The organism is Rhizobium sp. SG570 (assembly GCF_012275345.1).
Classification (GTDB): domain Bacteria; phylum Pseudomonadota; class Alphaproteobacteria; order Rhizobiales; family Rhizobiaceae; genus Rhizobium; species Rhizobium lusitanum.
In genome coordinates this window covers 22,819-40,984 of record NZ_JAAZQI010000013.1, presented here as the reverse complement: position 1 = coordinate 40,984, position 18,166 = coordinate 22,819, and the positions used below count along the sequence as shown (strand labels likewise).

Here is an 18,166-nt window from a genome sequence, read left to right as displayed (position 1 = left end):
CCTGTACAAACAGAAACTCGTTTCCCATATTTGGGGGGCCGACACAATCGACAACCGGCGGGTGAATGCCGAGGTCAAGTGGAGATGGAATGCCGACAGTCCTGCGGACGGTTTACAAGGTGGTTTACGATGCGGTGTTTCATTTCGTCGAGGATGACGGCTTCGCCATGGCAAGCCATGTGGCGCTTTCGACGCTGCTGGCGGTTTTCCCCTTTCTGATCTTCGGCACGGCGCTGGCAAGCTTTCTCGGCGCGAGCCAGTTTTCGTCCACGGCCGTGCATCTCATCTTCGATACCTGGCCGGAGGCGATCGCCAAGCCCGTGGCGGATCAGGTGGTGCAGGTGCTGACGATCCCGCGCGGCGGCCTTTTGACGATCTCGGTGCTTGCGGCTGCCTATTTCGCCTCGAACGGCGTCGAGGCGCTGCGCATATCCCTTAACCGTGCCTACCGCGTGCTGGAGACGCGACCCTGGTATTTCAATCGTCTTGCCAGTCTTGGCTATGTGCTGATCGCGGTGCTGATCTTTGCGATCCTGAGCATCCTGCTCGTCGCCGTGCCGCTGGCGGTCAACTATGCCAGGCAATGGGTGCCGGCGCTGGCCGATATCCTTGATATCGTCTTCAGCTGGCGAATCTACGGCACCATTTTCCTGCTGCTGGCCGGGTTGCTGATCTTGCATCTGTGGCTGGCGGCCGGTCGGCGCCGCCTGCTCGACGTCATCCCCGGCGTGGTGCTGACGATGGTTTTCTGGTCGATCGGCGCGTTGCTCTTTGCCTATTATCTTTCGACCTTCGCCAATTATACCGCCACCTATGCCGGTCTGGCATCTGTCATGATCGTGCTGATCTTCCTCTATATGCTTGCCGTGATCTTCATCATGGGGGCGGAGATCAACGCCGCGCTGATGAAGTTCCGGGTGCGGCGCCTGCTCTTCGGCAAGGCGGCAGCAAGCCGCGCAGCGGAAAAGGCGTCGTCAGAGGCCGATGCGGCGGCGAAGCTCCGCCGGTGACAGGCCCTGCCTGCGCCATTCGGCAATGCCGGTATCGCCCATGCTCTTGGAAAGCTTCCGGCCGTCGCTGTCGAGGACCAGGCGATGATGATGATAGAGCGGTTCGGGCAGGCCGAGCAGGGTCTGCAACAGGCGGTGGATCGAGGTGGCGTGGAAAAGGTCGAGGCCACGCACGACATGGGTAATGCCCTGCACGGCGTCATCGACGACAACGGAAAGATGGTAGCTCGACGGCGCGTCGGAACGTGACAACACGACGTCGCCCCAGGCGGCCGGATCGGCTGCTATATCGCCTCTCTCGCCATCGCCGCTTTCCCGCCAGTGGAGCGGCCCATTCGTCGCCGCCATGGCCTTTTCCATATCGAGACGCCAGGCATGCCTGAGGCCGGCCTCCAGCAGGCGCTGCCGCTCCGCATCGTCACGCTCGCGATCGTCAGGGGGATAGAGCGGCGTGCCGTCCGGATCGCGGGGCCAAGGCCTGCCGCCCGCCTCGAAGGCTGTCACCCTGGCCTTGACTTCGCCGCGCGTCAGAAAGGCGGGATAGACGAGGCCGCGCTCGATGAGCGCCTGCAGGGCCTCCTGGTAAGCCGGAAAATGTTCGGACTGCCGGCGCACCGGCTCCTGCCAGCGAAGACCGAGCCAGGCGAGATCGGTGAGGATGCCGGCTTCGAAATCGAGTGTGCAGCGGGCCTGATCTATGTCTTCGATACGCAGCAGGAAATCGCCGCCGGCCTTGGCCGCCATCTCGTGATTGAGGATGGCCGACAGCGCATGGCCGAGGTGCAGCGGGCCGTTCGGGCTCGGGGCAAAGCGGAATTTCGGCTTTTGACGGGATATCTCGATCATGCTTTCTTCTGCCACGAATTTAAACCGGAGACTACGAGACGCCATGCAGATCATTCGCGACGATGGCGATATCGAACGGGGATTGGCCGCCCTGCTGGAGCTCGATCCGCGCCTGCGGCCCGTTGCCGCAGAGGCGGGCGCGGTGCCGCTGCGGCTGCGCGAGCCGGGCTTCGAGGGGCTTGCCCATATCATCGTCTCGCAGGTCGTGTCGCGCGCCAGCGCCGATGCGATCTGGGGGCGGATGACGGCACGGCTGGGAAGCGTGACCGCCGATGGCTATGCCGGCCTTGAGCCGGACGCCTGGCGAGCCTTCGGCCTGTCGCGAATCAAGCATGATACCTTGGCGCGCGTGGCCGATGCCGTCGTTGGAGGCGGCCTCGATCTGCATGCGCTCTGCGACGAATCACCTGAAAAGGCGCTCTCCGAGCTGATGGCCATCAAGGGAATCGGCCCCTGGACGGCCGGGGTCTACCTGATGTTTTGTGCTGGTCACGCAGATGTGTTTCCGGTCGGCGATGTGGCGCTGCAGGCCGCCGTCGGCATGGCTTTCGGCTATGAAGAACGGCCGCCGGCCAAGGCTCTGGCCCGGGAAGCGGCGGTTTGGGCGCCCTGGCGCTCGGTCGCGGCCCGGCTTTTCTGGGCCTATTACGCCGCGAAAACCCGGCGGGATGCGCTGCCTATCGTTTAACCAGCGTTTCCTTGGTTTTGCCTTTATGCACTGAATTTATTGGACTTCACAATCCTGTAACAACCGGCCTAATATACAGGTGCAGATGCCGAATCGATCAGGAGGGTTCCTTGACGATTGCAGTCTCCCCGCAGTCCTTACCGGCGCTCGTCCTGAACGCTGACTATAGGCCGCTGAGTTATTACCCCTTGTCGCTCTGGTCCTGGCAGGACGCGATCAAGGCGGTTTTCCTTGACCGTGTGAATATCATTGCTGAATACGACCACTGCGTATCGTCGCCGAGCTTCTCGATGCGGGTGCCGAGCGTCGTCTGCCTCAAGACATACGTGCAGCCATCCCGCAATCCCGCCTTCACCCGGTTCAACGTTTTCCTGCGTGACCGGTTCGAATGTCAGTATTGCGGCTCGCATGACGACCTGACCTTCGATCACGTCATCCCGCGCGCCCATGGCGGCGAGACGACCTGGGAGAACGTGGTGGCCGCCTGCTCGCCGTGCAATCTGCGCAAGGGCAGCAAGCTGCCGAAGCAGGCCGGCATGTTCCCGGCGCAGAAGCCCTATCAGCCGACCGTGCAGGACCTGCACAACAACGGCCGCCTGTTCCCGCCGAACTACCTGCACGACAGCTGGCTCGACTATCTCTACTGGGATTCGGAACTGCAGCCGTAAGGGATGGCGCCTCTTTCGCGGCCGTTTTCGCGGAGCGCGTCACCCCCTTTGTCACGACAGTGACAGAGGGGGTATCGGAGGAGCGGCATACGAAAGATGCTGCCGATTGGCCAGATCAGGCCGCCTTCTTCACGCCGACAAAGGCGATTGCGGCGAGGATGATGCTGGCGATCACATTCCATCCGGCCATCGACAGGCCGAGGATGCGCAGGGCGGCTTCCGTGCAGGAAGGCCCCTTGATGGTGCTGAGCTCGTTCAAGAGGTCGCCGGCATTCTGCGTCATGCTGCTGGCCGTCGTCGAGCAGGTCGTCGGTCCTGCCCAGAAATGCCATTCGACGCCCGCGTGATAGACGCCGATACCGCCGCCGACAATCATCATCAGGCCGGCGATGGCCAGCAGCCCCCGCGTGATCCAGGAGGGCATGCCGGCGACGGCCGACAGCGCGGCGGCGATGGCGACCGGAATGCCATAGTAATAGGGCTGGCGCTGATCCAGGCAGAGGGCGCAGGGAATGTAGCCGCCGATATGCTGGAAGCCGAGGGCCGAACCGATGACGACGATCATGCCGAGCGTCAGCAGCACGCTATAGCTAAGGCCGGCGCGTCGGGAAGGCGAGGTCGTGGACATGCGTGGGGGCTCCTTGGTCAGCGCGCCAGGGCATAATGGAAGATGAGGTAGAGGATGATCAGCACGGCAGCTGCGGCCATGGTGATCTGACCGAGGCGCTTCTCGATGAAATGGCGGATGGATTCGCCATAGCGGCGCAGCAGGAAGGCCAGGAAGAAGAAGCGGGCGCCGCGGGCAACGATCGCCGAGACGATGAACAGGCCGAGATCGATATGGGCGACGCCGGACAGGATGGTCACCACCTTGATCGGCGGCAGATGCGCAAGGCCAGAGGTGATCAGCAGCAGCACCACCCATCCATAGGTGACGCCGGCGCTCATCTGGTTGAAGGCGTCGAGCTTCCCGTAGAATTCCAGGATCGGCTTGGCGATGGCCTCGAAGGCAAAATAGCCGAGCGCCCAGCCGGCAATGCCGCCGAGTACCGAGGCGACCGTTGCCGTCAGCGCATAGCGCCAGGCGCGCTCGGGCTTGGCGAGCGACATCGGCAGGAACAGCACGTCCGCAGGAACGAGAAAGATGGAGCTCTCGACGAAGGCGATAACAGCCAACCAGATTTCCGCCGATTTGCGGCCGGCGAGCGACATGGTCCAGTCGTAAAGTCTTCGAAGCATGAGGTCCCCTGTTGCTGCGTTGCAAACCTTTAGGGGGCAGGATTATGGCTGTAAATGGTCGCCGGGTGACGGAAGCCGCACAAAATCAAAATTTTTCGTGATGGTGGGGAGTTTGGCGTTCAAAGATACCGCCATCTTGCTTTCGTGGGAAGACTGCGCGAATCTCCCGTTTTGCGTGTTTTAGAACAATGAATAGAAACCTCAGGTCAAGAATCTCGGGAGGTATCAGTACGCGCAATTTATATCGTAATTATGGGGGCGATCTTCGCCGGATGCAACGGCAGCGCATCTAATGGTTGGCACCGCGTTTCATCTACAGAGCAAGGGCAAATTGAGCGGGCAAAAGCAATCTGTAGTGGTCGAGCTTCCGACACGCAGGTAATTGCCGGCAGGTACTGGATTGCCGGTGCTTTTGCCTCAAACGAGACATTTAAAGGATGCATGGCCGAACAAGGGTCGTGCAGTAATCTGGGCAGCCGAACGGGAGTTTTTGTTGAAGCGCTGCGCGTGTACCAGTGTGAAGGCAGCTTGCATTGCCTGAAAGATGGTGCCCCATGCCGGAGTCGAACCAGCACTTCTTTCGAAACTCGATTTTGAGTCGAGCGCGTCTACCAATTCCGCCAATGGGGCAACGGATCCTGACGAGGCGGCTGTCTAGCATGTGATCGGCGGGGCGCGCAAGCCGGGTGGGGCAGATATTGCGAGTGTTTCCGCAGGGTTGCGGTTTGGCCCATGGCGTGGGTGGACGCCATGGGCTTTTGCGTTGCGGAGCCTAGTGGGCCAGGGCCGGGCCCTTCGTGGCGGAGCCGGACTTTTGCAGCGTGATCGCGAGGATCGCGGCGAGCAGGCAGAAGGCGCCGGCGACGAAGAAGGCCGGCAGGTAGGTGTTGAGTTCGGTGCGGGTGAGGCCGGCGCCATAGGCGGCGGTTGCGGCACCGAGCTGGTGGCCGGTAAAGACCCAGCCGAAGACGAGGCCGGCCTTTTCGCGGCCGAAGCGATCGGCGGCGATCTTGACGGTCGGCGGCACGGTGGCGATCCAGTCGAGGCCATAGAAGACGGCGAAGATCGACAGTCCGTAGAAGGTGAAGTTGCTGAAGGGCAGATAGACCAGCGACAGGCCGCGCAACCCGTAATACCAGAAGAGCAGCCAGCGATTGTCGAAGCGGTCGGACAGCCAGCCCGAGCCGATCGTGCCGAAGAAATCGAAAATGCCCATGACGGCGAGCATGCTGGCTGCTGCGACCGGGACGATGCCGAAATCGCCGCAGAGCGTGACGAAATGCGTCTGGATCAGGCCGTTGGTCGACAGGCCGCAGATGAAGAAGGTGGCGAACAGGATCCAGAAGGTGGAGGTCGTGGATACCTCCCTCAGGACCGACAGGGGCGAGGCGAGTGCGGCCTTCAGGTTCTTGGTGGCGGGCGGCGCAGGCGTGACGTGGATCTCGCCGACCAGCGGCAGATTGACGTCCGAGGGGCGGTCACGCATCAAAAGCAGTACGATGAAGGCGGCAACGACGATCATGCCGCAGACGAAGATCACGGTCGCGCGCCAGCCGTAGCGCGTCGTCAGCTCGGCCATCAGCGGCAGGAAGACGAGCTGTCCCGTGGCGGAGCTCGCCGACAGCATGCCGATGACCAGGCCGCGATGCTTGGTGAACCAGCGGGTCGAGACGGTCGCCGCCAACACCATGGCGGTCAGCCCGGTGCCGAAGCCGACGATGATGCCCCAGCAGAGCAGCAGCTGCCAGACCTGCGTCATGAACAGCGAGCCGATGAAGCCGACGCTGATGGTCGCAAGCGCGAAAACGATGACCTTGCGAACGCCGAAATAATTCATGAAGGCGGCGGCGAAAGGCCCCATCAGGCCGAACAGCAACAGCCGGACGGCGAGCGCCGAGGAGATCGACGACGTGCTCCAGCCGAACTCGTCCTGCAGCGGCTTGATGAGCACGCCGGGCGCGCCCATGGCGCCGGCCGTGACGAGCATGGTGAGGAAGGTGGCGCCGACGACCACCCATCCATAATGGATGTTGCGCCGGGCGAGCGTCGAAGCAAGAGCGGTGGAGACCATGAGTGCGTTCCAATAAAGTTTCGTGTCTTGGCGTCAGGTTGGGCGAGCGGTGGAAGCGCTTTTCCGCGAAAGACCGGGGGGCCGTTTTCGCTTGTAGCGCCATGCCGCTCTCCCGGCTTGAACGTTCGTGTAAAGGCATTTACATGATTGCAATCATATTTGTTGCGTATTGATGATGGCCATCATATAAATTGTCAATTCATATTTATTGAAGCTCTGATGGAGTTTTTTGATGAGAGTGAGCCGGGAAAAATTCGCCGAGAACCGCGAGAAGATTCTTGCGGTCGCGGGAGAGCTTTTTCGCGAAAAGGGCTTTGACGGCATCGGTGTCGCCGAGATCATGAAGGCCGCCGGCCTGACGCATGGCGGCTTCTACGGTCATTTCGAATCGAAGGACGAGCTGGCCTGCGAGGCGAGCAAGGCGCTGGTGTCGCGCTCGCTCGAGCGCTGGAAGGAAGTGGCGGCAAGCTCGCCGGAGCAGCCGCTCGAAGCGCTGCTTGCCCATTACCTCTCGCATCGCAACGTCGTCGAGCATGCGACCGGCTGTGTCTTCGCGGCACTGACGCAGGAGGTCAGCCGTCATGGCCCCGAAATGCAATCGACCTTTACCGGCGGCCTGATGGGACTGGTTGATGTCCTCGAGCAGATTGTTCCCGGCGAAGCGCCGGAGGACCGTCGCCGCAAGGCCTTTGCCAGCCTTTCGGCCATGGTCGGCGCCGTCATCCTGGCGCGGGCGATGGACGATCCGGCGCTGTCGCAGGAATTCCTGTCGGCAACCCGGCAGGAGCTGACGCCTCCGCCGGGTAAAGACGAGGGCTGACTATAGCGAGCGTTTTTACGCAATTCCGGACGGAAAACCGCTACGCACTTTTCCCGGAATTGCTCTAGTCGCGGAAGGCGAGCAGCCCGTTCGCCTCGACGATCTCCTTGAACTTGCCGTCGGGTGCGGCCGCAAGCAGTTCCGCGCGGAGCGCCGCTTCGAATTCCGCCGCCTTGTCGCCCAGCGCCTGCGGCGAGGTAGACGACATCGAGAAGACGCGGCCGACGATGTCTTCGATATCCCGAGTATATTCCGTGACGATGCCGATGCGTTCGAGATTGCGGAAGGGCGAGGCCAGCAGCATGGCTTCATGCGGCGCCCAGGCCTTGCTCTTGCGCAGCAGGCGGTCGGCGTTGCGTTCGGGCGAATAGGCTTCCGCCAGCGGCTCGACGATCCCGCGCCAGTCCGGTTCCGCGAGGATGCTTTTATCGTGGAAGAGGACGACCGCACCATCAGGCTCGATCAGCTTGTCCAGCGCGGCAAGCGTTGCCGGCCTGTCCATCCAGTGGAAGGAGCGGCCCATGACGCAGAGATGCAGCTTGCCGATATCAGGTCCGAGATCGTAGGAGGAGCCCTGGCGTACGGTGATTTCGACGCCGGCATCCTGAGCGCCGGCTTCGGCGGCGGCGAGCATTTCCGGCTCGGGATCCATTGCGGTGACAGCGGCGCCCTGCAGCCGCGCGAAAGCGATGCCGAGTTGGCCGGGGCCGCAGCCGAGGTCGAGCACATGGTCGCCGGGCTTCAGGCCGCTGCGCTCGGCGACGCGGTCAATCAGCCTGTCGGGATAGGGGATGCGATAGCGCAGGTAGTAGGCCGCGGTCGATTGAAAGCGCCGCGCTATGAAGGGAACTGTGGTCATGAGCGGTCCTCGGGGGGCAAGGGGAACCTCATCCCGTTATGACTCAACTGTGACCGGCGCGTGAAATAACTTTTGCGCGATTTGCCGCGGGCTCAACGGTACCGTTGCGGCGGAACCCCTTCTCCCCGAGGGGAGAAGGAGCTTGCTGCACCAGCATGCCCGTAGGCGATTGCGCGCATATGCGGGCGCAGGGGCCAGGCAAGTCCGATGCTGCACCGGTGCATGCGCCTGGCCAGCTCCAAAATCTCCGGTCACTTAAACCCGGCAACACCATGCGGGATATAGGGCGATTCCAGTGCCTCGATCTCTTCCGGCGTCAATTTGACGGCCAGCGAAGCGACGGCGTCCGTGATGTGGCCGGGCTTGGAAGCGCCGATGATCGGCGCGGTGACGGCGCTCTTCTGCAGGATCCAGGCGGTGGCGACCTGCGCGCGGGCGATGCCGCGAGCCTTGGCGATGGCGCCGACGGCGTCGACGATCTTGTGATCGGCGTCGACAGCCTGGGTGTAGAGCGTCTTGCCGAATTCGTCCGATTCCGTGCGTGCCGTCGCTTCGTCCCAATCGCGGGTAAGGCGGCCGCGGGCAAGCGGGCTCCAGGGGACGACGGCGATCTTCTGGTCCTCGCAAAAGGGCAGCATCTCGCGCTCCTCCTCGCGATAGAGCAGGTTCAGATGGTTCTGCATGCTGACGAATTCGGTCCAGCCGTTGAGGCGCGAGGTGTAGATCGCCTTGGCGAATTGCCAGGAATACATGGAGGAGGCGCCGATATAGCGAGCCTTGCCGGCCTTGACGACGTCGTGCAGCGCTTCCAGCGTTTCCTCGATCGGCGTCGTATAGTCCCAGCGATGGATCTGGTAGAGGTCGACATAGTCGGTGCCGAGGCGGCGCAGGCTGTTGTCGATCTCGTCGAAGATCGCCTTGCGTGAAAGGCCGGCGCCGTTCGGACCCGGGCGCATGCGGTTGAAGACCTTGGTGGCGAGCACGATGTCGTCGCGGCGCGCGAAATCCTTGATGGCGCGGCCGACGATTTCCTCGGACGAGCCGTTGGAATAGGTGTTGGCCGTATCGAGGAAATTGATGCCGGCCTCGATCGCCTGCCGCAGCAGCGGACGGCTGTGTTCCTCGTTCAGGGACCAGGCGTGCGTGCCCTTGTCGGGATCGCCATAGGTCATGCAACCCAGGCAGATGCGCGAGACTTCGAGACCGGTCCTGCCAAGCTTTACGTATTCCATCGATATTCTCCGTCCGTTCAAGTATCCGGCGCAACAACGCTCTGCCGCCGAGGGGCAGGCAAAGTGGATGCGTCACCAAGGGTAAGCCAGCGGAGCAAAGCCGCCGATCAGTGTATCTGTTCGTGAAGAGCTTCGAAATATTACTCAATAAATAAGGCGATTCGCGCGGCGGGGAAGACGGGAATTTCAAATGTTTCCTTGAACCCCTGGGGGGACAGGTGTTAGCTGCACCGCACCATATTTCGGAATTCCGCATGAAATTGCCCCCGCGTGATACTTATGAAGCCCTCTATCGCGATTTTCGTTGGGAAATTCCGGCGAAGTTCAACATTGGGCACGCCGTTTGCGATGCCTGGGCCGAAGGCGAGCCGGATCGGATCTGCCTGCAGCATTTCGATCCGGATGGCGATCATCTCTCCATGACCTATGGCGCGTTGCGGGATCGCTCCGCCGCGTTCGCCAATGCGCTTTCGGCACTCGGGGTCCGCGCCGGCGACCGGGTGGCGCTGCTCTTGCCGCAAAGTTTCGAGACCGTCGTGGCGCATGTGGCGATCTACAAGATGGGGGCGATCGCCCTGCCGCTGGCGCTGCTGTTCGGTGCCGAGGCGCTGGAATATCGGCTGAAGGTCTCGGGTGCATCCGCGATCGTCACCAACCAATTCGGCCTCGAGCGGCTACGGCCGATCCGCGACCGGCTGCCGGAGCTGGTTCAGGTGATCAGCATCGACGGTGCGGAGAAAGATGTCGCAGGCTTTGCCGATCTGGTGGCCGCATATCCGCCGCTCTTCGAGCTGGCCGATACGGGTCCGGACGATCCGGCATTGATGATCTTCACGTCAGGCACGACCGGGCCGCCGAAGGGCGCGCTGCACGGCCATCGCGTCCTGCCGGGGCATATTCCCGGCATGCAGTTCGCTCATGAGGGCTTTCCGCAAGCCGGCGACAAGCTCTGGACGCCATCCGACTGGGCCTGGGCCGGCGGCCTGTTGAACGCCCTGCTGCCGAGCCTGATGCTCGGCGTGCCCGTCGTCTCCTCTCCGGCTCAGAAGTTCGACCCGCACACGGCTTTCCGCATCATGGTCGAAATGGGCGTGCGCAACGCCTTCATCCCGCCGACGGCGCTAAGACTGCTGAAAGCCGTCGATGATCCCCGGGCGCATTACGATCTCAAGCTGCGCACCATCGGCTCGGCCGGCGAGGCGCTCGGCCGCGAGACCTTCGAATGGGCGCGCTCGGCGCTCGGCATCAGCGTCAACGAGTTCTTCGGCCAGACGGAGTGCAATTTCGTGCTGTCGTCCAGTGCGGCCTTCGGTGTCAGCCGCCCCGGCGCGACGGGAAAGCCGGTGCCCGGACATCGGGTTGCGGTCGTCGATGCCGATGGCGTCGAGGTCGCCTTGGGCGAAAGCGGGCAGATCGCGATAAGGCGACCTGATCCGGTGATGTTTCTTGGCTATTGGCGGGATGAGAAGGCGACGGAAGCGAAGTTCGCCGGTGACTGGCTGCTGACCGGCGATATCGGCCGGCAGGATACCGAGGGCTATGTTTCCTTCGTCGGCCGCGACGACGATGTCATAACCTCTTCCGGCTATCGTATCGGCCCAAGCGAGATCGAGGATTGCCTCGGCGGCCATCCGGCGGTTCAGCTTGCCGCGGCCGTCGGCAAGCCGGATGCGGTGCGGACCGAGATCGTCAAGGCCTATGTCGTCCTGGTGCCCGGCCGCGAGCCGAGCGAGGCGCTGGCAGTGGAGATCCGCGAGTGGGTGAAGACGCGGCTTTCCATGCATGAATATCCGCGCGAGATAGAGTTCGTCGACGCGCTGCCGCTGACGACCTCGGGCAAGGTGATCCGTCGCCTGCTGCGCGAGCGGGCGACCGCCGAAGATAGAGCATTTCCGTCTTAGACGGAGTCACGGAAATGCCCTATCTCTTTGTTTTCACGCAATTCCGGACGCAGAACCGCGGCGCACTTCTGCTGGAATTGCTTTAGCGCTTCGTGAGCGACAGGATCTTTTCGCGCAGCAGTTTCGCCATGTTGCGGGTGCTGCGATACATGTGCAATTGCGTGGCCACCTGCCGGACGTCGCGGTCGCCGTTTTGGGCGAGGCCGATGATCAGTGTGCCCATTTCTTCGCGCTCGTGCCAGAAGCGGCTCATGATCGGATGATCCGGCACCGCGCAGGAATCAGAGCGGACGACATTGGCATCGTCGAGATGCCACTCCGTCAACTCGGCCATCAGCAGCTTGCCCGGCGAATAGCGGGCATAGGCCTCGTCATAGGCCGTCTTCCAGGTATAGGCCTCGCCGCCCATGATCAGCACGATCATCGAGGCGATGGCCTTGCCGTTGAGATCGATGGTGTGGATACGCACGGCGTCGACGGCCGCTAGGTTGGAGATCGCTTCGCGGGCAAAGGCGGCATGATGGCGATCGGTGACCAGAGCCGAACGTTTTTTGCCCTTCCAGCCGCTTGCCTCGAGCGCCAGGTATTCTTCCATGCGCTGGTGAACGTCGCGAGGCTGGCGGGCGACGCTATAGGTGACCTCGCCCTGGTTTTCCAAGAGACGCCACTGCCGGCGCATTTCGCGCAGATGCGCGTTCGAGATCGTCCGCTTCAGATAGGCGAGAGCATCGTCCTTGCTGTCGAGTATCGGGCGCTGGAAGGGGTTTGCGACCGCAATGGGCAGATTTCGGCCGATGGCAATGACCTTTGCCATCTGCGCGAAACGGCCGTTCAGGCGGATATCAGGAAGTACGAGCGTGGTCGGCAGGTGCAGTTCCTGTCGGGCCAGCGCTTCGAAAAGATTGTCGAGCGTTTCGCCGGCATCCTCCGCATCGACCAGCGGTGTGCCAAGCGGGCCGAACGAATTCGACCAGACGCGGATGATCGAGGGGCCGAGCGCAAAGCCCGGCTTGTCGACGGTAAAGGGCATCAGCAGGCGCATGCGGCTGCGCGTACTGCTGTTGTCGCGCATCAGGGCGAGCCGTACCTGCCGGTCTTCGAGCCGCGGCATGGCAGGCGCCAGGAAGCGTCCGGAGAAGAAGACGTTCGGCTCCATGGCGCGATTGGACAGGAAGTCCAACTCGTCCTGCAGCTCATAACCGAGCTTGCCGGGATAGAGGCAAAGTTCACGGCCGGCCCGGCCGACTTCGGCGCGGGCCTCGGCCTTCGGCGTTTCGAAATGCAGCGATGCAAGCGTATGCGTCAGGGCATTCACTTGGCTGTCGGTACTTTCGGTAAAGGGAGGGCGCGCCATGATCAGAGAGCCCCGTTCGTCGTTGCGAGTGCCGCCGGGCGGCGGATGAGGGCGAATAGCGTGATGCCGAGCGCATGGCGCACGGCAAGATGCAGAAGCAGGGCCTCGACCGCCATGGCGGCGGCACCGGCAATGGCCGCACCCTCGATGCCGAAATGCGGAATGAGGATGACGTTGAGGATGATATTGGCGACGAGCGCGGCAGCATAGAGATAGACGCAGAGCATCTGCTTGTCCGCCATCGTCAGCAGCACTTCGGCGGGACCGACCAGCGCCTTGACGAGGATGCCGGCAAGCAGGATGGCCATCACCACCTGACCTTCGGCGAAGGCAGCGCCGAAAAGCGACAGAAGGAACTGCCCGGCCGCCAGGACGGCAAGCCCGACGGCCAGCGCCGGGAAGAAGGTCCAGCGCGTTGCTTCGGTGGCGAAGGCGGCGAGCTTGGACCGGTCGTTTTCGGCGATGATGGCGGCAAAGCGCGGGCCGATGGCTGCCTTGACGGCGAAATAGACGAAATGAACCAGAGCCATGGTCTTGGCGGCGGCGAAATAGACGGCGACCTCCTCCGGATCAAGAAAGATCCCGACGACGATGACGTCCGAATTGGTAAGGAGATAGCCGACGCCTTCGACCAGGAATATCGGAAAGGCGACCGCCAGCCAGGCATTGAACTCGGTGGCTTTCGCTCCGCTCGGATAATGGCGGCGCAGGCGCAAAGTCACGGCGAGGTATTGCAGGAGGACGCTCGTAAACGCGCCTGCCAGCGCCGCTGCCATTGCCGTGACCGCATCGCGCGGTGCGCCTGCAAGGACAGCGGCGAGCATGAAGAGCAGGGTCAGCGTCGGACGGATCAGGAAGGTCGGGCTCAAGGCCATGATCGGCCAGTGTTTGGCGCGCGCCGTACCATCCAGAACGTCACCGAGCGCGATCATCGGCACGGCAATCAGCCCGAGGAAAACAGGCATGACGTAGTAGTGCTCGATCTTGCCGCTGAAGGCGTAAAGCAGGATCGCGCCGATCAGCGCCAGGGCGCCGGAGACCGCGACGACGAACAGGCGCGCCGTCGCATTCAGGCCGCGGACGGCGTCATGATTGTCGCTGGCTTCATATTGCGGCAGGAAACGGATGACGGCGGTGGGGAAGCCCAAGCAGGCGAGGTTGCCGAAGAGGATCATCAGCACCCAGACGAAGACGAAGACGCCATACTCGAATCTGCCCATCAGGCGGGCGAGGACGATCTGCGAGACGAAGGCGAGTGCTGCGCCGGCAATGCGGATGGCGAAGGCGATCAGTGCCATGCGCTGCGAAACGGACTTTTCGTCGTGGCCCGTGAGAAGGTCGGCAAGTTTATGCAGATATGGCGATAGCGCAGTCCGCAATGCGGACGGCAGCATTCTCTCTGCTGTTTGAAAGACCGCCATCATCGATACGCAATACTTTAAATATGACATCAACCTGCGATAGTCTTGGCAGAGGAGAGTTAAGAATCAGTTCTTTATAACCTTTGAAAGCGACATAAGCGATGGCGGCTCACCGCAACAAAAAATGCCGCCCGAAGGCGGCATCCTGTTGATTTTCAAAAGCAACGATATGTCAGACGACTTCGGTGCTCTCGAAGGCGCCATGGCAATGCTTGTATTTCTTGCCGGAGCCGCAGGGGCATGCCTCGTTGCGGCCGACGCGGCCCCAGGTTGCCGGGTTTTGCGGGTCGCGACTTTCCGGAGACACGAAGCTTTCGCTTGCGAGGCTAAACGGCGCGAACTCGTCTTCGCCTGTCGTGGCGTCGATATGGCGTGCCTGCATCGGCGGGGTCTGCGGTTCGGCCGGCTGCTGCACGAGTTCGACACGTGAAAGCTGGGCTGTCACGGCCTGGCGCAGGTTGTTCAAGAGTGCCTGGAACAGCTCGAAAGCCTCGGCCTTGTATTCCTGCAGCGGGTCGCGCTGGGCATAGCCGCGGAAGCCGATGACCGAACGCAGATGGTCGAGGTTGACGATATGCTCGCGCCAAAGATTGTCCAGCGTCTGCAGGACGATGGAGCGCTCGACATAGGTCATGATCTCGGGGCCGAAACGCTCAGCCTTTTCGGTGGCGGCCTTTTCGGTGACTTCCGTCAGGCGTGCGCGAATGTCGTCCTCGGCGATGCCCTCTTCCTTGACCCAGTCGTGGATCGGGAGGTCGATGTCGAAAAAGTTGGCGACCGCCGCCTTCAGGCCATCGGCGTCCCACTGCTCGGCATAGGCGCGTTCAGGAATATGCTTGGCGACGAGATCCTCGATGACGTCGTGGCGCATGTCGCCGACGGTTTCCGTGAGATCCGTCGCGTCCATCAGCTCGACGCGCTGCTCGAAGATGACCTTGCGCTGGTCGTTCAGCACGTCGTCATACTTCAGAACGTTCTTGCGGATGTCGAAGTTGCGGGCTTCGACCTTCTTCTGGGCGCGTTCCAGCGCCTTGTTGATCCAGGGATGGACGATGGCTTCGCCTTCCTTGAGGCCGAGCTTCTGCAGCATGCCGTCCATGCGGTCGGAGCCGAAGATGCGCATCAGATCATCCTGCAGCGACAGGTAGAATTTCGAGCGGCCGGGGTCGCCCTGACGGCCGGAACGGCCACGCAGCTGATTGTCGATGCGGCGGCTTTCATGGCGCTCGCTGGCGATGACGTAGAGACCGCCGGCGGCGATCGACCGCTGCTTGAGTACTTGGATCTCCTCGGCGATCCTGGCGATCGCTGCGTCGCGCTCCGGACCGGGCTCGACATCGTGCAGGTCGCGCTCGACGCGCATTTCGAGGTTGCCGCCGAGCTGGATGTCGGTGCCGCGGCCGGCCATGTTGGTGGCGATCGTCACGGCGCCGGGAACGCCGGCCTGGGCGACGATGTAGGCTTCCTGCTCATGGTAGCGGGCGTTCAGGACCTGGAAGTTGTTGAAGCCCTGCTTGCGCATAAGGTCGGCGAGAAGTTCCGACTTTTCGATCGACGTGGTACCGACGAGCACCGGCTGGTCGCGCTTGTGCGCATCCAGGATCTCGGCGATGATCGCCTTGAATTTCTCTTCATGCGTACGATAGACCTCGTCGTCCTCGTCGATACGCTGGATCGGCAGGTTGGTCGGCACTTCGATCACGTCGAGGCCGTAGATGTTGCCGAATTCTTCCGCTTCCGTCGACGCCGTGCCGGTCATGCCGGCGAGCTTGCCGTACATGCGGAAATAGTTCTGGAAGGTGATCTGCGCCAGCGTCTGGTTTTCCGGCTGGATCTGTACCCGTTCCTTGGCTTCCAGAGCCTGGTGCTGGCCGTCCGAATAGCGGCGGCCCGGCATCATGCGGCCGGTGAACTCGTCGATGATGACGACTTCATCGTTGCGCACGATATAGTCCTTGTCGCGCTGGAAGAGCTTGTGGGCCTTGAGCGCGTTGTTGATGTGGTGGACGATCGCGACGTTCTCGACGTCATAAAGAGATTCACCCTTGAGCAGGCCGGCCTCGCTCAGCATGTTTTCCAGCTTCTCGGTGCCTTCTTCGGAGAAGTTGGCCGAGCGCTGCTTTTCGTCGATTTCGTAATCTTCCTTCGAAAGGCGCGGGATGAAGGCGTCGATCGTCGTGTAGAGATCGGAACGGTCGTCGAGCGGGCCTGAAATGATCAACGGCGTGCGCGCTTCGTCGATCAGGATGGAGTCCACTTCGTCGACGATGGCGAAGGGATGGCCGCGCTGTACCATCTGCCCGCGCTCGTATTTCATATTGTCGCGAAGATAGTCGAAACCGAGCTCGTTGTTGGTGCCGTAGGTGATGTCGCAGGCATAGGCGTCGCGCCGCTCGTCGTCGGACATGCCGTGGACGATGACGCCCGTGGTCATGCCGAGGAAGCCATAGAGGCGGCCCATGGTGGCGCTGTCGCGCTGTGCCAGGTAGTCGTTGACTGTGACGACATGCACGCCCTTGCCGGCCAGCGCATTCAGATAGACCGGCAGGGTCGCCACGAGCGTCTTGCCTTCGCCGGTCTTCATTTCGGCAATGGCATTGGAATGAAGGATCATACCGCCGACGAGCTGTACGTCAAAAGGTCGCATGCCGAGAACGCGGCGCGACGCCTCGCGGGCCACCGCAAAGGCGGGAACGAGGAGGTCGTCGAGGGTCTTGCCATCGGCGAACTGCTGGCGGAACTCAACCGTCTTGGCGGTCAAAGCTTCATCGGACAGCGCGCGCATCTCTTGCTCGAGCGCATTGATGGCAACGACATTCGGCTGGAACGACTTCACGCGGCGGTCGTTGGACGAGCCGAACAACTTGCGGGCAATTCCACCTAGGCTGACCATGTTACTGGTCCTTTCTGAGATTTCATCCTGCCGTATCCTGCTTTATCCATTCCCAAAAAAAACGGGAGTTTAGCACAAAACGGCCGGAAACTGTTCTGGACGCGAGGTTGCGTGACAGATAAGAGGGGGGTCGATTGATGTCAACGGGATTTGGCCGATACACAAAGGCCACATTCTCCTGCTGAAGGCTTTTTCACGCCGGAATCATAACTGTCGAGCCGGTCGAGACCACCGAAGGGTTATTTTATGTTGAAGTACAACAAACTTGCTGCGGTTGCTTTCGCAACAATCATCACCTTCCAGGCGCCTGTCTTTGCGGCTGATGCCCAGGATCCCGTTGTCGCCAAGGTCGGCGACGTTGAAATCCATCAGTCCGAACTCAATCTGGCGATCGCCAATCTTGATCCGCAGCTCGGCCAGCTTCCGGACGACCAGAAGAAGGTCGCCGCGCTTTCGGCTTCGATCGACGTGAAGCTGCTTTCGCAGAAGGCTGCCGCCGAGAAGCTCGATCAGACTCCGGACTTCCAGGCTCACATGGCCTATCTGCGCGACCGCGAGCTGCACAATGCCTATTTCAAGGCGCATGTTGCCGACGCCATCACGGATGCGGAAGTCAAGGCCCGCTACGACAAGGAAGTCGCCGCCCTTCCGAAGCAGGAAGAAGTGCATGCCCGCCATATCCTGGTGAAGACCGAGGATGAAGCCAAGGCAGTCATCAAGGAACTCGACGGCGGCAAGGATTTCGCCGCACTCGCCAAGGAAAAGTCCACCGATCCGAACAAGGCCGACGGCGGCGATCTCGGCTATTTCGGCCATGGCCGCATGGTCAAGGAATTCGAAGACGCTGCCTTTGCCCTGCCGGTTGGCACTTACACGAAGACTCCGGTCAAGAGCGATTTCGGCTGGCATGTCATCAAGGTCGAAGACAAGCGCGTGGCTCCGCCACCGCCGTTCGATCAGGTCAAGGACCAGGTTCGTCAGCTCGTCATGCGCGACAAGTATCTTGAACTCCTGAACAAGGCCAAGCAGGACAGCAAGGTCGCCATCAGCGACCCGGCGCTCAGCAAGGCCTATGAGGATGCGCAGAAGCAGCAGGACGCAGCACCGGCGGACGACGCCGTCTCTCCTGACGCCCAGCCGCAGCAGTAAGCAGTCGCAAGCAAG

General features: G+C 61.9%; 15 protein-coding genes and 1 tRNA gene. 6 read left to right on the top strand and 10 right to left on the bottom strand.

Annotated elements, in window-relative coordinates; genetic code table 11:
* The first annotated feature begins 89 nt into the window (after positions 1–89).
* Positions 90–1,010: a YihY/virulence factor BrkB family protein gene (locus tag FHT28_RS24050; protein ID WP_037196685.1), complete on the top strand. Its 921-nt coding sequence runs from the start codon at positions 90–92 to the stop codon at positions 1,008–1,010.
* On the opposite strand, the gene gluQRS is transcribed toward FHT28_RS24050, so the two are convergent.
* Positions 975–1,856, bottom strand: a complete 882-nt coding sequence (gene gluQRS / locus FHT28_RS24045) for a tRNA glutamyl-Q(34) synthetase GluQRS (RefSeq protein ID WP_168597550.1) — start codon at positions 1,854–1,856, stop codon at positions 975–977. The genes FHT28_RS24050 and gluQRS overlap by 36 nt on opposite strands.
* Positions 1,857–1,899: 43 nt before the next feature.
* On the opposite strand from gluQRS, the gene FHT28_RS24040 reads away from it, so the two are divergent.
* The gene (locus FHT28_RS24040; RefSeq protein WP_168597549.1) at positions 1,900–2,544 is read left to right on the top strand and encodes a DNA-3-methyladenine glycosylase; all 645 of its coding nucleotides are present in this window, start codon (positions 1,900–1,902) and stop codon (positions 2,542–2,544) included.
* 110 nt (positions 2,545–2,654) lie between these two features.
* A complete protein-coding gene (locus tag FHT28_RS24035) occupies positions 2,655–3,212 on the top strand; it encodes an HNH endonuclease (RefSeq protein ID WP_037196682.1) in 558 nt (185 codons plus the stop codon).
* A gap of 115 nt (positions 3,213–3,327) precedes the next feature.
* Here FHT28_RS24035 and FHT28_RS24030 read toward each other — a convergent pair whose 3' ends face one another.
* From FHT28_RS24030 to FHT28_RS24015, 4 genes are all read right to left on the bottom strand, one after another.
* On the bottom strand, positions 3,328–3,840 hold the full coding sequence (locus FHT28_RS24030) for a disulfide bond formation protein B (protein ID WP_168597548.1): 513 nt from the start codon (positions 3,838–3,840) through the stop codon (positions 3,328–3,330).
* Between the two features lie 17 nt (positions 3,841–3,857).
* Positions 3,858–4,451 carry a YqaA family protein gene (locus FHT28_RS24025; RefSeq protein ID WP_037196680.1) on the bottom strand — a complete coding sequence of 198 codons (594 nt, stop codon included), beginning with the start codon at positions 4,449–4,451 and terminating at the stop codon, positions 3,858–3,860.
* Between the two features lie 545 nt (positions 4,452–4,996).
* Positions 4,997–5,081: transfer RNA gene (locus tag FHT28_RS24020), tRNA-Leu, on the bottom strand.
* A 142-nt stretch (positions 5,082–5,223) separates the two neighbouring features.
* Complete coding sequence (locus FHT28_RS24015) at positions 5,224–6,522, bottom strand: MFS transporter (RefSeq protein WP_047553461.1); 1,299 nt, start codon at positions 6,520–6,522, stop codon at positions 5,224–5,226.
* Positions 6,523–6,754: 232 nt separating this feature from the next.
* Between FHT28_RS24015 and FHT28_RS24010 the strand changes: the two genes are divergently transcribed.
* Entirely contained in the window at positions 6,755–7,342 is a 588-nt protein-coding gene (locus tag FHT28_RS24010) for a TetR/AcrR family transcriptional regulator (protein ID WP_047553457.1), read from the top strand.
* A 64-nt stretch (positions 7,343–7,406) separates the two neighbouring features.
* On the opposite strand, the gene FHT28_RS24005 is transcribed toward FHT28_RS24010, so the two are convergent.
* Complete coding sequence (locus tag FHT28_RS24005; RefSeq protein ID WP_047553454.1) at positions 7,407–8,201, bottom strand: methyltransferase domain-containing protein; 795 nt, start codon at positions 8,199–8,201, stop codon at positions 7,407–7,409.
* A gap of 251 nt (positions 8,202–8,452) precedes the next feature.
* Positions 8,453–9,433, bottom strand: a complete 981-nt coding sequence (locus FHT28_RS24000) for an aldo/keto reductase (RefSeq protein WP_037196674.1) — start codon at positions 9,431–9,433, stop codon at positions 8,453–8,455.
* A gap of 254 nt (positions 9,434–9,687) precedes the next feature.
* Here FHT28_RS24000 and FHT28_RS23995 point away from each other — a divergent pair, with 254 nt between their 5' ends.
* The gene (locus FHT28_RS23995) at positions 9,688–11,334 is read left to right on the top strand and encodes an AMP-binding protein (RefSeq protein WP_168597547.1); all 1,647 of its coding nucleotides are present in this window, start codon (positions 9,688–9,690) and stop codon (positions 11,332–11,334) included.
* A gap of 82 nt (positions 11,335–11,416) precedes the next feature.
* Here the strand turns inward: FHT28_RS23995 and FHT28_RS23990 are convergent, their stop codons facing one another.
* From FHT28_RS23990 to secA, 3 genes are all read right to left on the bottom strand, one after another.
* The gene (locus FHT28_RS23990) at positions 11,417–12,688 is read right to left on the bottom strand and encodes a GNAT family N-acetyltransferase (RefSeq protein ID WP_037196670.1); all 1,272 of its coding nucleotides are present in this window, start codon (positions 12,686–12,688) and stop codon (positions 11,417–11,419) included.
* Positions 12,689–12,690: 2 nt separating this feature from the next.
* On the bottom strand, positions 12,691–14,109 hold the full coding sequence (locus tag FHT28_RS23985) for a lipopolysaccharide biosynthesis protein (protein ID WP_168597615.1): 1,419 nt from the start codon (positions 14,107–14,109) through the stop codon (positions 12,691–12,693).
* A 172-nt stretch (positions 14,110–14,281) separates the two neighbouring features.
* Positions 14,282–17,002, bottom strand: coding sequence for a preprotein translocase subunit SecA (gene secA, locus FHT28_RS23980; RefSeq protein WP_168597546.1), 2,721 nt, complete (start codon positions 17,000–17,002; stop codon positions 14,282–14,284).
* Positions 17,003–17,248: 246 nt separating this feature from the next.
* Here secA and FHT28_RS23975 point away from each other — a divergent pair, with 246 nt between their 5' ends.
* A complete protein-coding gene (locus tag FHT28_RS23975) occupies positions 17,249–18,151 on the top strand; it encodes a peptidylprolyl isomerase (protein ID WP_047553445.1) in 903 nt (300 codons plus the stop codon).
* Positions 18,152–18,166 lie beyond the last annotated feature (15 nt).